Origin of the sequence: Paraburkholderia sp. FT54, from assembly GCF_031585635.1 — a bacterium.
Taxonomy (GTDB): domain Bacteria; phylum Pseudomonadota; class Gammaproteobacteria; order Burkholderiales; family Burkholderiaceae; genus Paraburkholderia.
In genome coordinates this window covers 2,858,499-2,872,976 of sequence record NZ_CP134195.1, presented here as the reverse complement: position 1 = coordinate 2,872,976, position 14,478 = coordinate 2,858,499, and the positions used below count along the sequence as shown (strand labels likewise).

The window sequence follows — 14,478 nt, the reverse complement described above, 5'->3', positions numbered from 1 at the left end:
GCCAACGCCTCCCCCACAATATGGCAAGCAAACTCGAGACCCTGAAAGCGAACCTCGAGGCGGCCTTTGGCGGCCTCCTGCTGAACCTCAGCGAAGCAATCGGTGAGTTGACGATCGTCGTGAAGGCTGGCGACTACCTCAACGTGGCAACGCGTCTGCGCGACGACCGCTCGCTCGGTTTCGAGCAATGCGTGGATCTGTGCGGCGTCGACTATCAAACATACGCCGAGGGCGCTTACGACGGCCCGCGTTTCGCGGCCGTGCTGCATTTGTTGTCGGTGCAGAACAACTGGCGTCTGCGTCTGCGTGTGTTCGCACCGGACGACGAAGTGCCGATCCTGCCGTCTGTCGTCGAGATCTGGAATTCGGTCAACTGGTACGAGCGCGAAGCATTCGACCTGTACGGCATCGTTTTCGAAGGCCACCCGGACCTGCGCCGCATCCTGACCGACTACGGTTTCATTGGTCACCCGTTCCGTAAAGATTTCCCTGTCTCCGGCTACGTCGAAATGCGTTATGACCCGGAAGAGAAGCGCGTCGTCTATCAGCCTGTGACGATCGAGCCGCGAGAAATCACGCCGCGCGTGATCCGCGAAGATCGCTATGGCGGTCTGAAACACTAAGAGAACGCCATGGCAGAGATCAAGAACTACACGCTCAACTTCGGCCCTCAGCACCCGGCAGCGCACGGCGTGCTGCGCCTCGTGCTCGAACTCGACGGCGAAGTCATCCAGCGCGCCGATCCGCACATCGGCCTGCTGCATCGCGCGACTGAAAAGCTCGCCGAAACCAAAACATTCATCCAGTCGGTGCCGTACATGGACCGTCTCGACTACGTGTCGATGATGGTCAACGAGCACGGCTATGTGATGGCGATCGAAAAGCTGCTCGGCATCGAGGTGCCGGTGCGCGCGCAATACATCCGCGTGATGTTCGATGAAGTCACACGCGTGCTGAACCACCTGATGTGGATCGGCGCGCACGCGCTCGACGTCGGCGCGATGGCGGTGTTTCTGTACGCGTTCCGTGAACGTGAAGATCTGATGGACGTGTACGAAGCAGTGTCCGGCGCACGGATGCACGCGGCTTACTATCGTCCGGGCGGTGTCTATCGCGATCTGCCGGACGCCATGCCGCAGTACAAGGCATCGAAGATTCGCAATGCGAAGGCATTGTCGAAGATGAACGAAAACCGCCAGGGCTCGCTGCTCGACTTCATCGACGACTTCTTTACGCGTTTCCCGAAGTGCGTCGACGAATACGAAACGCTGCTCACCGACAACCGGATCTGGAAGCAACGTCTGGTCGGTATCGGCGTGGTCAGCCCGGAACGCGCGCTGAATCTCGGTATGACGGGCGCGATGTTGCGTGGCTCGGGCATCGAGTGGGACTTGCGTAAGAAGCAGCCGTACGAAGTCTACGACAAGCTCGATTTCGACATTCCAGTCGGCGTGAATGGCGATTGTTACGACCGCTATCTGGTGCGTGTTGAAGAAATGCGTCAGTCCACACGGATCGTGAAACAGTGCATTGAGTGGCTGCGTAAGAATCCGGGCCCCGTGATGATCGACAATCACAAGGTTGCGCCGCCGTCGCGTGTGGGCATGAAGTCGAACATGGAAGAGTTGATTCACCACTTCAAGCTCTTCACGGAAGGCTTCCACGTGCCGGAAGGCGAAGCATACGCCGCGGTCGAGCATCCGAAGGGCGAATTCGGCATCTATCTGATCTCCGACGGCGCCAACAAGCCGTATCGCCTGAAGATCCGCGCGCCGGGCTATGCACACCTGTCCACGCTGGATGAAATGGCGCGCGGCCACATGATCGCCGACGCCGTGACGATCATCGGCACGCAGGACATCGTGTTCGGCGAAGTGGATCGCTAGGACGTATTCATCAGAGCGCGCCTTCAGATTGCACCGAAGCGCGCGTCAAGCAAAGGAACGCCGGGTCTGTCGCATCATGCAGCGCGCGACAGGTTTTCGTTCGGTAGGAATTGAAAGAGTCGTGTCTGAAAATGATCTCAGCTGAAGGCCTGAAAGAAATCGATCGCGCGATCGCCAAGTATCCCGTCGATCAGAAACAGTCCGCCGTGATGTCGGCGTTGGCCACTGCTCAGGAAGAGCATGGCTGGCTGTCGCCCGAACTCATGCAGTTCGTCGCGGACTATCTCGGCATGCCGGCAGTCGCCGTGCAGGAGGTGGCTACCTTCTACACGATGTACGAGACCTCGCCGGTCGGCAAGTACAAGATCACGCTCTGCACCAACCTGCCGTGCCAGCTCGGCCCGGACGGTGGCTCGGACAGCGCCGCTGAATATCTGAAGCAGAAGCTCGGCATCGACTTCGGCGAAACCACGCCCGACGGCAAGTTCACCCTCAAAGAAGGTGAGTGCATGGGTTCGTGCGGCGACGCGCCGGTGATGCTGGTGAACAACCATCGCATGTGCAGCTTCATGAGCCGCGCGAAGATCGACCAGCTGCTCGAGGAACTTTCGAAATGACGTCTTTACACGATCGTCACATCAAACCGCTGATTCTCGCTGGCCTGAACGGCGATAACTGGCATCTCGAAGACTACGTGGCGCGCGGCGGTTACGCCCAGCTGCGCCGTATTCTGGAAGAGAAGATTCCGCCCGAGCAGGTGATCGCCGACGTCAAGGCGTCGGGTCTGCGTGGCCGCGGCGGTGCAGGCTTCCCGACCGGCTTGAAGTGGAGCTTCATGCCGCGTCAGTTTCCCGGCCAGAAGTATCTCGTCTGCAACTCGGACGAAGGCGAACCGGGCACGTTCAAAGACCGCGACATCCTGCGCTTCAATCCGCATTCGCTGATCGAAGGCATGGCCATCGGCGCGTACGCCATGGGCATCACGGTCGGCTACAACTATATCCACGGCGAAATCTGGGAAGTCTACAAACGCTTTGAACAAGCGTTGGACGAAGCGCGCCGCGCGGGGTTCCTCGGCGAAAACATCATGGGTTCGGGCTTCTCGTTCGAACTCCATGCGCACCACGGTTACGGCGCCTATATCTGCGGCGAAGAAACCGCGCTGCTCGAATCGCTGGAAGGCAAGAAAGGCCAGCCGCGCTTCAAGCCGCCGTTCCCGGCGAGCTTCGGCGTGTACGGCAAGCCGACCACGATCAACAACACCGAGACGTTCGCCGCAGTGCCGTTCCTGCTCGCGATCGGTCCGCAGAATTACCTCGAAATCGGCAAGCCGAATAACGGCGGCACGAAGATTTTCTCCGTTGCTGGCGACGTCGAACGTCCGGGCAATTACGAAATCCCGCTCGGCACGCCGTTCTCGACACTGATGGACCTCGCCGGCGGCATGCGCGGCGGCAAGAAGATCAAGGCCGTGATTCCTGGTGGCTCGTCGGCACCGGTGATTCCGGGCGACATCATGATGCAGACCGACATGGACTACGACTCGATCGCCAAGGCCGGCTCGATGCTCGGTTCGGGCGCGGTCATCGTCATGGACGAGACGCGTTGCATGGTGCGTTCGTTGTTGCGTCTGTCGTATTTCTATTACGAAGAATCGTGTGGTCAGTGCACGCCTTGCCGCGAAGGCACGGGCTGGCTGTATCGCGTCGTGCATCGTATCGAGCATGGGCTCGGCCGTCCGGAAGATCTGGATCTGCTGAACTCGGTCGCTGAAAACATCATGGGCCGCACGATTTGCGCGCTCGGCGATGCAGCGGCCATGCCGGTTCGCGGCATGCTCAAGCACTACTGGGATGAATTCGAATATCACGTCGCGCACAAGCATTGCCTCGTCGGCGGTCACGCCGGCGCAGCAGCGGCGTCGGAAACCGTTGCAGCTTGAGTCAGCAGATAAGCACGCAGAAGAACATGCCATCCGCGGGGTTCATCGCCTGAAAGCAGTCGATGAACAGGCGAACGATTGAGCGGTAACAGGTTAAGGAAGATTGGCCATCATGGTTGAACTTGAAATAGACGGCAAGAAAGTTGAGGTGCCCGAGGGCAGCATGGTGATCCAGGCTGCGCATAAGGTCGACACGTACATTCCTCACTTCTGCTATCACAAGAAGCTGTCGATTGCGGCCAACTGCCGGATGTGTCTGGTTGACGTCGAAAAGATGCCGAAAGCCGTGCCCGCATGCGCCACGCCGGTATCGGCCGGCATGATCGTGCGCACCAAGTCGGACAAGGCGGTGAAGGGCCAGCAAGCCGTGATGGAATTCCTGCTGATCAACCACCCGCTGGATTGCCCGATCTGCGACCAGGGCGGTGAGTGCCAGTTGCAGGATCTGGCCGTGGGCTACGGCAAGTCGGCCTCGCGCTATAGCGAAGAAAAGCGCGTGGTGTTCCACAAGAACGTCGGCCCGCTGATCTCCATGGAAGAAATGTCGCGTTGCATCCACTGCACGCGTTGCGTCCGTTTTGGCCAGGAAGTGGCCGGCGTGATGGAACTCGGCATGCTGGGGCGCGGCGAGCATTCGGAAATCACGTCGTTCGTCGGCAAGACGGTGGATTCCGAACTGTCGGGCAACATGATCGATCTGTGCCCGGTCGGCGCGCTGACCAGCAAGCCGTTCCGTTACAGCGCCCGCACGTGGGAACTGTCGCGCCGCAAGTCGGTGAGCCCGCACGATTCCGTCGGCGCGAACCTCGTGGTGCAAGTGAAGAACAATCGCGTGATGCGTGTTCTGCCGTTCGAAAACGAATCCATCAACGAATGCTGGATTTCGGACAAGGACCGCTTCTCGTACGAAGGCCTGAACAGCCCCGAGCGTCTGACTCAGCCGATGCTCAAGCAAGGCGGCAAGTGGGTCGAGGCCGACTGGCAGACCGCGCTCGAATATGTGGTGAAGGGTTTGAAGGGCATCAAGAGCGACCATGGCGCGAACGCGCTGGCCGCGCTTGGCAGCGCGCACAGCACGGTTGAAGAACTGTTCCTGTTGAAACAATTGGCGCAAGCAGTCGGCACGCCTAACGTCGACTTCCGTCTGCGTCAGTCGGATTTCTCCGCGGCGCTCAACGGTACGCCGTGGCTCGGCACCGCTATCGCCGATCTGTCGAACGTCGACGCCGCACTGGTGATCGGTTCGGATCTGCGCCGCGATCATCCGCTGTTCGCCGCGCGTCTGCGTCAAGCCGCGAAGGGCGGCGCGAAGCTCACACTCGTGCAGGCCACCAATGACGACGCGCTGATTCCGCAAGCGGAGCGCGTGGTGGCGGCGCCGTCGGCCTGGCTCGACGCGCTGGCGGGTATCGCCGGGGCGGTGTCGGAAGCCAACGGCGTGGCGCTGCCGGAAGCTTTCGCCGGCACGCAGCCCACGGATGTGAACAAGCGAATCGCGAAATCGCTCGCCACGGGCGAACGCCGCCTCGTGTTGCTGGGCAACAGCGCGGTCCGTCATCCGGACTTCGCCATCATTCACGCCGCGGCGCAATGGATCGCGGACGCGACCGGCGCGACGCTGGGCTTCCTCACGGAAGCGGCCAACACGGTCGGCGCGCATCTCGTGAACGCGTTGCCGGGCGAGGGCGGTCTGAACGCTCGCGAAGTGTTCGAGCAGCCGCGCAAGGGTTATGTGCTTCTGAATGTCGAACCGGAGTTCGACACGGCCAATCCGGCGCAGGCTCTGGCCGCGCTGAAGCAGGCTGAAATGGTTGTCGTGCTCTCGCCGTTCCAGACCGGCGCGGAATACGCCGACGTGCTGCTGCCGATCGCTCCGTTCACGGAAACGGCCGGTACGTTCGTCAACGCCGAAGGTACGGTGCAGACGTTCAACGGCGTCGTGCGTCCGCTCGGCGATACGCGTCCGGCATGGAAGGTATTGCGCGTGCTCGGTAGCCTGCTGGGCGTCCCCGGTTTCGAATTCGACACGTCGGAAGAAGTGCGCACGGCCGCCCTCGGCGACGGCGAACTGAACTCGCGTCTGTCGAACAAGACGGGCGTTACGGTTACGCGCGGTAAGGCGGTCAAAGCGGCGGAAGGCAAGTTCGAGCGTATTGCGAACGTGCCGATCTATCACGCCGACGCGCTGGTGCGTCGCGCCGAGTCGCTGCATCTGACCGCGGCGGCACGTGCAGCGAACTCGGTCGGTCTGCCGGCTGCGTTGTTCGACAAACTGGGTTTGAAGGAAGGCGACGCGGTGCGCGTGCGTCAGGGCGAGCAATCGGTGCAGTTGCCGGCCGTGCGCGACACAAATCTTGCGGAGACGGTCGTCCGCGTATCGGCGGCTACGCCTGCCGGTGCAGCGCTGGGCAGCCTGTTCGGTGAACTGCTGGTGGAGAAGGCGTAAATGAGCTTGTTCGATACGATCAACTCGGGCGGCACCCAGCTTCTCGGTGTGGCATGGCCCACGGTGTGGGCACTGGTGCGCATCCTGGTGGTGGCCGTCGTGATCCTGCTGTGCGTGGCTTACCTGATTCTGTGGGAGCGTAAGCTGATCGGCTGGATGCACGTGCGTCTCGGCCCGAACCGCGTCGGCCCCGCAGGTCTGCTGCAGCCGATCGCCGACGTGCTGAAGCTGTTGCTGAAAGAAGTGATTCAGCCGGCGCAGGCGAGCCGCTGGATCTACATGATCGCGCCGATCATGGTGGTGGTGCCGGCTTTCGCGGTCTGGGCGGTGATTCCGTTCCAGGCGGGCGCGGTGCTCGGTGACATCAACGCGGGTCTGCTGTATGCGATGGCGATTTCGTCAGTCGGCGTGTACGGCGTGATTCTGGCGGGCTGGGCGTCGAACTCGAAGTACGCGTTCCTTGGCGCCATGCGCGCCGCGGCACAGATGGTGTCGTACGAAATCTCGATGGGCTTCGCGCTCGTCGTCGTGCTGATGACGGCCGGCACGCTGAACCTGTCGGGCATCGTCAGTTCGCAGGAACACGGCTTCTTCGCGTCGCACGGTTTGAACTTCCTGTCGTGGAACTGGCTTCCGCTGCTGCCGATGTTCGTCGTGTACTTCATCTCGGGCATCGCCGAAACGAACCGTCACCCGTTCGACGTGGTGGAAGGGGAGTCGGAAATCGTCGCGGGCCACATGATCGATTACTCGGGTATGGCGTTCGCGCTGTTCTTCCTCGCCGAGTACATCAACATGATCGTGATCTCGGCATTGGCTGCAACACTGTTCCTCGGCGGCTGGAGCGCACCGTTCGGCTTCCTGTCGTTCGTCCCGGGCATCGTATGGCTCGTCGCCAAGGTTTTCCTGCTGTTGTCGGTGTTCATCTGGGCGCGTGCCACATTCCCGCGCTATCGCTATGACCAGATCATGCGTCTGGGCTGGAAGATCTTCATTCCGGTCTGCGTGGTGTGGCTGGTGGTGGTCGGTTTCTGGATCATGTCGCCGTTGAACATCTGGAATTAAAGGGCGGATGAACCCATGACCGCAATCCAAAATTTTTTCAAGACCTTCTTTCTCACGGAGTTGCTCAAAGGCCTCGCGCTGACCGGACGTTACACGTTCCAGCGCAAGGTGACCGTGCAATTCCCGGAAGAGAAGACCCCGATCTCCCCGCGTTTCCGCGGCCTGCACGCATTGCGCCGCTATGAAAACGGCGAAGAGCGCTGCATCGCCTGCAAGCTGTGCGAAGCGGTGTGCCCGGCGCTCGCCATTACGATTGAGTCGGAAACGCGCGCGGACAACACCCGCCGCACCACGCGTTACGACATCGACCTGACCAAGTGCATCTTCTGCGGTTTCTGCGAAGAGAGCTGCCCGGTCGATTCGATCGTCGAAACGCACATTCTCGAGTATCACGGCGAGAAGCGTGGCGACCTGTACTTCACGAAAGACATGCTGCTGGCCGTGGGCGATCGCTATGAAGCGGAGATCGCGGCGAACAAGGCAGCCGACGCACCGTATCGTTGAAGCGCTTTAGTTAATAAAGTAGTCAATGCGGCAGTAAATGCAGCAATCACGGCCTGTTGTCGGGCCGGGCGCCGCGGCCTGAACGCCGCGGCACGGCGCACCTGTGCGACTGTTCTGGCGGTATGCCAGTTGTATGCCAGCCGCGGGTGCCGAAGAACAATGCCTGACGATGGCCTAACGATGAACCGGTAATCATGGAATTTACGACCGTACTGTTCTACATCTTCGCGCTGCTCCTGGTGGTTTCAGGGCTGAAGGTGATCACCTCGCGCAACCCGGTGTCGTCCGCACTGTTTCTGGTGCTGGCGTTCTTCAACGCAGCCGCGATCTGGATGCTGCTGCAGGCCGAGTTCCTCGCGATCCTGCTGGTGCTGGTCTACGTCGGCGCGGTGATGGTGTTGTTCCTGTTCGTCGTGATGATGCTGGACATCAACGTCGACGTGCTGCGCAAAGACTTCAAACGCTTCGTGCCAATGGCCACCCTGGTGGGCGCGATCATCGTGATCGAAACCGCGCTGATCCTCTGGCACGGTTACGGCGCGACCGCCACGGCGCTGCGCGACACCACGGCCGCCGCGAATGGCATGGGCGACTGGTCGAACACGCGCCTCATCGGCAAGGTGATCTACACCGACTACATCTTCGCGTTCGAAGTGGCCGGTCTGGTGCTGCTGGTGGCGATCATCGCTGCGGTTGCGCTGACCACGAGCCACAAGAAAGACAGCAAACGTCAGAACGTCAGCGAGCAGGTCAAGGTGCGAGCCCAGGACCGTGTGCGTGTCGTGAAGATGGCATCGGAAAAGACCGCGGCAACCGTCGCGGCAGAAGAAGCCGCAGCAGCGGCAGCAGCAGCGGCCGACTCGGCACCGGCTAAGAACAGCTGAGCGGACAGGAGATAGAAATCATGTTGACCCTTGCCCATTACCTTGTCCTCGGCGCGATCCTGTTTGCGATCAGCATCGTCGGCATTTTCCTGAACCGTCGCAACGTCATCATCATCCTGATGGCGATCGAACTGATGCTGCTCGCGGTGAACACCAATTTCGTCGCGTTCTCGCATTACCTCGGTGACGTGCACGGCCAGATCTTCGTCTTCTTCGTGCTGACAGTTGCAGCAGCGGAAGCGGCAATCGGCCTCGCGATTCTGGTGACCCTGTTCCGTAGCCTCGACACGATCAATGTCGAGGATCTCGATCAGCTCAAAGGTTAATTTCAGGAAAAGCGGTTATGTCCACGATACTCAATGAAAACCTGCTGCTGGCGATCCCGCTGGCACCGCTGGCCGGTTCCCTGATTGCAGGTCTGTTCGGGAAGGCGGTAGGGCGAGCCGGGGCGCACTCGGTCACGATCCTCGGCGTCGCGATTGCCTTCGTCCTCTCTGTCATCGTCTTCTTCCAGGTGATGGACGGCGCGAGTTTCAACGCCACCGTCTACGAATGGATGGCGATCGGCAAGACGAAGTTCGAAGTCGGCTTCCTGGTCGACTCGCTGACGGCGATGATGATGTGCGTGGTGACCTTCGTGTCGCTGATGGTGCACATCTACACGATCGGCTACATGGCCGACGACGACGGCTACCAGCGCTTCTTCTCGTACATCGCGCTGTTCACGTTCTCGATGCTGATGCTCGTGATGAGCAACAACTTCCTGCAACTGTTCTTCGGCTGGGAAGCGGTGGGTCTGGTGTCGTACCTGCTGATCGGTTTCTACTTCACTCGCGAGAGTGCGATTTACGCCAACATGAAGGCGTTTATCGTGAATCGTATCGGCGACTTCGGCTTCCTGCTGGGTATCGGCCTGCTGTTCGCGTTCGCCGGTTCGATGAACTACGGCGACGTGTTCGCGAAGCGCACCGAACTGGCGGCGTTGACTTTCCCCGGCACGGACTGGGGTCTGTTGACGGCCGCCTGCATTTGCCTCTTCATCGGCGCAATGGGTAAGTCGGCGCAGTTCCCGCTGCATGTCTGGCTGCCGGATTCGATGGAAGGCCCGACGCCGATCTCCGCACTGATTCACGCGGCAACCATGGTGACGGCTGGTATCTTCATGGTCGCGCGCATGTCGCCGCTGTTCGAACTGTCGGAAAGCGCCTTGTCGTTCGTGACGGTGATCGGCGCGATTACGGCGTTGTTCATGGGCTTCCTCGGGATCGTGCAGAACGACATCAAGCGCGTGGTCGCCTACTCGACGCTGTCGCAGCTCGGTTACATGACGGTCGCACTCGGCGTGTCGGCGTACCCGGTCGCCATATTCCACCTGATGACGCACGCGTTCTTCAAAGCGCTGCTGTTCCTCGGCGCGGGTTCGGTGATCATCGGCATGCACCACGATCAGGACATGCGCAACATGGGCGGCCTGCGCAAGTACATGCCGATTACGTGGATCACGTCGCTGGTCGGTTCGCTGGCGCTGATCGGAACGCCGTTCTTCTCGGGCTTCTATTCAAAAGACTCGATCATCGACGCGGTGAAGCTGTCGCATCTGCCGGGTTCGGGTTTCGCTTACTTCGCTGTGGTGGCGAGCGTGTTCGTCACTGCGCTCTATTCGTTCCGTATGTACTTCATGGTGTTCCACGGCAAGGAGCGCTTCCGCGATCCGAAGCATCCGGAATCGCCAATGGGCATCGAAGCCGCGGCGCACGCGCATGACGGCCACGACGCGCACGGCCACGGCCATGGTCACGACGACCACGCTCATGAGCCGCATGAAACGCCGTGGGTAGTGTGGGTGCCGCTGGTGCTGCTGGCGATCCCGTCGGTGGTCATCGGTGCGATCGCAATCGGTCCGATGCTGTTCGGCGACTTCTTCCAGCACGGCGTGGCGTTCGACAAGGTGATCTTCATCGGCGAAAACCATCCGGCGCTGCATGAGATGGCTGACGAGTTCCATGGCTGGGCGGCGATGGGGCTGCACTCCGTTGCAGGCCTGCCGGTGTGGCTGGCGCTCGCGGGTGTGGTGGTCGCGTGGTTCCTGTATCTGGTTCGCCCCGATCTGCCGGCTGTCGTCAAGCGCGCGTTCGGTCCGATCTACACGTTGCTCGATAACAAGTACTACATGGACAAGATCAACGAAGTCGTGTTTGCGCGGGGCGCAGTGGCAATTGGCCGTGGTCTCTGGAAGGAAGGCGACGTCGTGGTGATCGACGGCATCGTCAACGGCAGTGCACGCTTTATCGGCTGGTTCGCCGGCGTGATCCGCTTCCTCCAATCCGGCTACATCTACCACTACGCGTTCGCCATGATTATCGGCATGCTGGGGCTCCTGACCCTGTTTGTAACGCTCGGCGGCAAATAAGGCGAGGGACACTAATGCACGCTTATCCGATTCTCAGTATTGCGATCTGGTTACCGATCCTCGTCGGTCTCCTGGTCCTGGCTATCGGTTCCGACCGGAACCCGGCTCCCGCGCGCTGGATTGCGCTGATCGGCTCGGTCGTCAGCTTCCTCGTGACGATCCCGCTGATTACCGGTTTTGATTCGAGCACCGCCGATCTGCAGTTCGTCGAAAAGGCGAACTGGATCGAGCGCTTCAACATCACGTATCACCTGGGTGTCGACGGCATCTCCATGTGGTTCGTCGTGTTGACTGCATTGATTACGGTGATCGTCGTGATCTCCGCGTGGGAAGTGATCACGAAGAACGTCGGCCAGTACCTCGCCGCTTTCCTGATCCTGTCGGGCATCATGGTCGGTGTGTTCAGCGCGGCCGACGGCATGCTGTTCTACGTGTTCTTCGAAGCGACGCTGATTCCGATGTACATCATCATCGGCGTGTGGGGTGGGGCGAACCGCGTGTATGCGGCGTTCAAGTTCTTCCTGTACACGCTGATGGGCTCGCTGCTGATGCTGGTCGCGTTGCTGTACCTGTACATCCAGACCGGCACGTTCGACCTCGCCACCTGGCAGCATGCGCAGATCGCCATGACGCCTCAGGTGCTGCTATTCATAGCATTCTTCATGGCCTTCGCCGTGAAGGTGCCGATGTGGCCGGTTCACACGTGGTTGCCTGACGCTCACGTTGAAGCGCCGACCGGCGGCTCGGTCGTGCTGGCCGCGATCATGCTGAAGCTGGGCGCATACGGTTTCCTGCGCTTCTCCTTGCCGATCACGCCGGACGCGAGCCACTTTCTGGCGCCGGTCGTCATCACGCTGTCGCTGATCGCGGTGATCTACATTGGCCTGGTTGCGATGGTGCAGGCCGACATGAAGAAGCTGGTCGCGTATTCATCGATCGCTCACATGGGTTTCGTGACGCTCGGCTTCTTCATTTTCAACCAGCTCGGCGTCGAAGGCGCGATCGTGCAGATGATCTCGCATGGCTTCGTGTCGGGTGCGATGTTCCTGAGCATCGGCGTGCTGTACGACCGTATGCATTCGCGTCAGATCGCCGATTACGGCGGCGTCGTCAACGTGATGCCGAAGTTCGCCGCGTTCGTGATGCTGTTCTCTATGGCCAATTGCGGCTTGCCGGGTACCTCGGGTTTCGTCGGCGAGTTCATGGTGATTCTGGCTTCTGTCCAGTACAACTTCTGGATCGCGGGCGGTGCGGCCGTCACGCTGATCCTTGGCGCGGCCTACACGCTGTGGATGTATAAGCGCGTGTACTTCGGCCCGATCGCCAACGATCACGTGAAAAGCCTCGTCGACATCAACCGTCGCGAATTTTTCATGCTGGCAGTGCTCGCCGCACTGACGCTGTTCATGGGCCTGTATCCAAAGCCCTTTACCGATGTGATGCACGTATCCGTGGAAAACCTCCTCGCCCACGTTGCGCAGTCAAAGCTGCCGTTGCCTCAGTAACGCAGAGCGGAGGAATTTAAAGACCATGCAAAACGCCCCTATGACTGCTCTGTTGCCCGACGCACTGGTGATGCTCGCCGTTGTCGTCGCGTGGCTCAACGACACGTTCGTCGGCCAGGCCGGTCGCCGTACCACGTACTTCATCGCGTTCTTCTCGACGCTGGTCGCCGGCGTCTGGTTCGCGATGAACGCGTTCGATCCGCAAGTGCGCTACTACTTTGGCCACATGTACGTGGTGGATTCGTTCGCCAATGTGATGAAAGCGGTGGTCACGCTCGGCTATGCGGTGTCGATCGTGTATTCGCGACGTTACCTCGAGGATCGCGGCCTGTTCCGCGGCGATTTCTTCCTGCTGGGCATGTTCTCGTTGCTCGGCCAGCTCGTCATGATCTCCGGCAACAACTTCCTGACGCTGTATCTCGGCCTGGAATTGATGTCGCTGTCGCTGTACGGTGCGATTGCCCTGCGCCGTGACGCAGCGCCGTCGAACGAAGCGGCCATGAAGTATTACGTGCTCGGCGCGCTGGCTTCCGGCTTCCTGCTGTACGGCATCTCCATGCTGTACGGCGCGACCGGTTCGCTCGACCTGAATGAAGTCTTCAAGGCGATCGGCACGAGCCACTACGACCCGAGCGTGCTGCTGTTCGGCGTGATCTTCATCGTGGCAGGCGTTGCGTTCAAGATGGGCGCGGTGCCGTTCCACATGTGGGTGCCCGACGTGTATCAAGGCGCACCGACGGCGATGACGCTGATGGTCGGCGGCGGTCCGAAGGTTGCCGCATTCGCCTGGGGTTTGCGCTTTCTCGTAATGGGTCTGCTGCCGCTCGCGGTCGAATGGCAGGAAATGCTGGTGATTCTCGCGGCGCTGTCGCTGATCGTCGGCAACATCACCGGTATCGTGCAACGCAACGTCAAGCGGATGCTCGCGTACTCGGCGATCTCGAACATGGGCTTCGTGCTGCTGGGCCTGCTGGCTGGCGTGGTCGATCGCAAGACCACCGGCGCCGCCAACGCGTACGGGTCGGCCATGTACTACAGCATCGTCTATCTAATCACGACGTTGGGCACGTTCGGCGTCATCATGCTGCTGGCGCGCCGCGATTTCGAAGCGGACACGCTCGAGGACTTCAAGGGTCTGAATCAACGCAGCCCGGTGTTCGCGTTCGTGATGATGATCATGATGTTCTCGCTCGCTGGCATTCCGCCCGCGGTCGGCTTCTACGCGAAGCTTGCAGTGCTGCAGGCCACCATGAATGCCGGTTTGACCTGGCTGACGGTGCTGGCCGTGATCACCTCGCTGTTCGGCGCGTTCTACTACCTGCGTATCGTCAAGCTGATGTATTTCGATGATCCGCAAGACAAGTCGCCCATTCTCGCCGACACCAGCACGCGCGCTTTGCTCGCGTTCAACGGTGTGGCCGTGCTGGTGCTCGGTATCGTGCCGGATCCGCTGTTGAAGGCCTGCCTGCAGGCTATCCAGCACACGTTGCTGCTCTGATGTCCGCTGCGGGTTGGTTTATCGTGCTGTTGGCGCTGGTCGGCGCCAACCTGCCATTCCTGAATCAGCGCCTCTTCGCCGCGGTGCCGTTGAAAGCGGTGAAGAAAAGCGCCTGGATCCGGATTGCCGAATTGATCGTGCTGTACTTCGTGGTCGGCGCGCTCGGTTTTCTGCTCGAAGCGCGCGCGGGTAACCGCTTCGAACAGGGTTGGCAGTTCTACGCGATCACGTTCGCTCTCTTCGTGGTGTTCGCATTCCCCGGCTTCACCTTCCAGTATCTCGTCAAACGTCGCTGACGGCGTTTCGCCGTCGGCGCACCAAGTGCCCAAGGTCCGCAT

Annotated in this window: 13 protein-coding genes; all 13 read left to right on the top strand. The window is 60.5% G+C overall.

Annotated features, from left to right (window positions below):
* Positions 1 to 20 precede the first annotated feature (20 nt).
* Positions 21 to 623 carry an NADH-quinone oxidoreductase subunit C gene (locus tag RI103_RS13265; RefSeq protein WP_106280363.1) on the top strand — a complete coding sequence of 201 codons (603 nt, stop codon included), beginning with the start codon at positions 21 to 23 and terminating at the stop codon, positions 621 to 623.
* 9 nt (positions 624 to 632) lie between these two features.
* Positions 633 to 1,886, top strand: a complete 1,254-nt coding sequence (locus RI103_RS13260) for an NADH-quinone oxidoreductase subunit D (protein WP_012432378.1) — start codon at positions 633 to 635, stop codon at positions 1,884 to 1,886.
* A 131-nt stretch (positions 1,887 to 2,017) separates the two neighbouring features.
* Positions 2,018 to 2,503 carry an NADH-quinone oxidoreductase subunit NuoE gene (gene nuoE, locus RI103_RS13255; protein WP_310812445.1) on the top strand — a complete coding sequence of 162 codons (486 nt, stop codon included), beginning with the start codon at positions 2,018 to 2,020 and terminating at the stop codon, positions 2,501 to 2,503.
* Positions 2,500 to 3,828, top strand: coding sequence for an NADH-quinone oxidoreductase subunit NuoF (gene nuoF / locus RI103_RS13250; RefSeq protein WP_310812444.1), 1,329 nt, complete (start codon positions 2,500 to 2,502; stop codon positions 3,826 to 3,828). Before nuoE ends, nuoF begins: the two co-directional genes overlap by 4 nt.
* A 112-nt stretch (positions 3,829 to 3,940) precedes the next feature.
* Entirely contained in the window at positions 3,941 to 6,274 is a 2,334-nt protein-coding gene (gene nuoG / locus RI103_RS13245; protein WP_310812443.1) for an NADH-quinone oxidoreductase subunit NuoG, read from the top strand.
* Positions 6,275 to 7,339 (top strand): NADH-quinone oxidoreductase subunit NuoH, encoded by a 1,065-nt coding sequence (gene nuoH / locus RI103_RS13240; protein WP_310812442.1) that lies wholly within the window; start codon positions 6,275 to 6,277, stop codon positions 7,337 to 7,339.
* A 15-nt stretch (positions 7,340 to 7,354) separates the two neighbouring features.
* Complete coding sequence (nuoI, locus tag RI103_RS13235; protein ID WP_012432383.1) at positions 7,355 to 7,843, top strand: NADH-quinone oxidoreductase subunit NuoI; 489 nt, start codon at positions 7,355 to 7,357, stop codon at positions 7,841 to 7,843.
* A 194-nt stretch (positions 7,844 to 8,037) separates the two neighbouring features.
* Positions 8,038 to 8,727 carry an NADH-quinone oxidoreductase subunit J gene (locus tag RI103_RS13230; protein ID WP_310812441.1) on the top strand — a complete coding sequence of 230 codons (690 nt, stop codon included), beginning with the start codon at positions 8,038 to 8,040 and terminating at the stop codon, positions 8,725 to 8,727.
* A gap of 20 nt (positions 8,728 to 8,747) precedes the next feature.
* A complete protein-coding gene (nuoK, locus tag RI103_RS13225; RefSeq protein WP_006052894.1) occupies positions 8,748 to 9,053 on the top strand; it encodes an NADH-quinone oxidoreductase subunit NuoK in 306 nt (101 codons plus the stop codon).
* A gap of 17 nt (positions 9,054 to 9,070) precedes the next feature.
* Complete coding sequence (gene nuoL, locus RI103_RS13220) at positions 9,071 to 11,137, top strand: NADH-quinone oxidoreductase subunit L (protein ID WP_310812440.1); 2,067 nt, start codon at positions 9,071 to 9,073, stop codon at positions 11,135 to 11,137.
* 14 nt (positions 11,138 to 11,151) lie between these two features.
* Entirely contained in the window at positions 11,152 to 12,642 is a 1,491-nt protein-coding gene (locus RI103_RS13215; protein ID WP_310812439.1) for an NADH-quinone oxidoreductase subunit M, read from the top strand.
* A gap of 25 nt (positions 12,643 to 12,667) precedes the next feature.
* Positions 12,668 to 14,140, top strand: a complete 1,473-nt coding sequence (nuoN, locus tag RI103_RS13210; RefSeq protein ID WP_310812438.1) for an NADH-quinone oxidoreductase subunit NuoN — start codon at positions 12,668 to 12,670, stop codon at positions 14,138 to 14,140.
* Entirely contained in the window at positions 14,140 to 14,436 is a 297-nt protein-coding gene (locus RI103_RS13205; protein WP_054034952.1) for a DUF2818 family protein, read from the top strand. The genes nuoN and RI103_RS13205 overlap by 1 nt, the downstream gene beginning before the upstream one ends.
* The last annotated feature ends 42 nt before the right edge of the window (positions 14,437 to 14,478 follow it).

Excerpts from the sequence above, each read along its gene's own strand:
- RI103_RS13205 (WP_054034952.1), top strand. The coding sequence starts at position 14,140 with ATGTCCGCTGCGGGTTGGTTTATCGTGCTGTTGGCGCTGGTCGGCGCC.
- RI103_RS13230 (WP_310812441.1), top strand. The coding sequence starts at position 8,038 with ATGGAATTTACGACCGTACTGTTCTACATCTTCGCGCTGCTCCTGGTG.
- nuoG (WP_310812443.1), top strand. The coding sequence starts at position 3,941 with ATGGTTGAACTTGAAATAGACGGCAAGAAAGTTGAGGTGCCCGAGGGC.
- nuoI (WP_012432383.1), top strand. The coding sequence starts at position 7,355 with ATGACCGCAATCCAAAATTTTTTCAAGACCTTCTTTCTCACGGAGTTG.
- nuoK (WP_006052894.1), top strand. The coding sequence starts at position 8,748 with ATGTTGACCCTTGCCCATTACCTTGTCCTCGGCGCGATCCTGTTTGCG.
- nuoH (WP_310812442.1), top strand. The coding sequence starts at position 6,275 with ATGAGCTTGTTCGATACGATCAACTCGGGCGGCACCCAGCTTCTCGGT.
- nuoE (WP_310812445.1), top strand. The coding sequence starts at position 2,018 with ATGATCTCAGCTGAAGGCCTGAAAGAAATCGATCGCGCGATCGCCAAG.
- RI103_RS13215 (WP_310812439.1), top strand. The coding sequence starts at position 11,152 with ATGCACGCTTATCCGATTCTCAGTATTGCGATCTGGTTACCGATCCTC.
- nuoL (WP_310812440.1), top strand. The coding sequence starts at position 9,071 with ATGTCCACGATACTCAATGAAAACCTGCTGCTGGCGATCCCGCTGGCA.
- nuoF (WP_310812444.1), top strand. The coding sequence starts at position 2,500 with ATGACGTCTTTACACGATCGTCACATCAAACCGCTGATTCTCGCTGGC.
- nuoN (WP_310812438.1), top strand. The coding sequence starts at position 12,668 with ATGCAAAACGCCCCTATGACTGCTCTGTTGCCCGACGCACTGGTGATG.
- RI103_RS13265 (WP_106280363.1), top strand. The coding sequence starts at position 21 with ATGGCAAGCAAACTCGAGACCCTGAAAGCGAACCTCGAGGCGGCCTTT.
- RI103_RS13260 (WP_012432378.1), top strand. The coding sequence starts at position 633 with ATGGCAGAGATCAAGAACTACACGCTCAACTTCGGCCCTCAGCACCCG.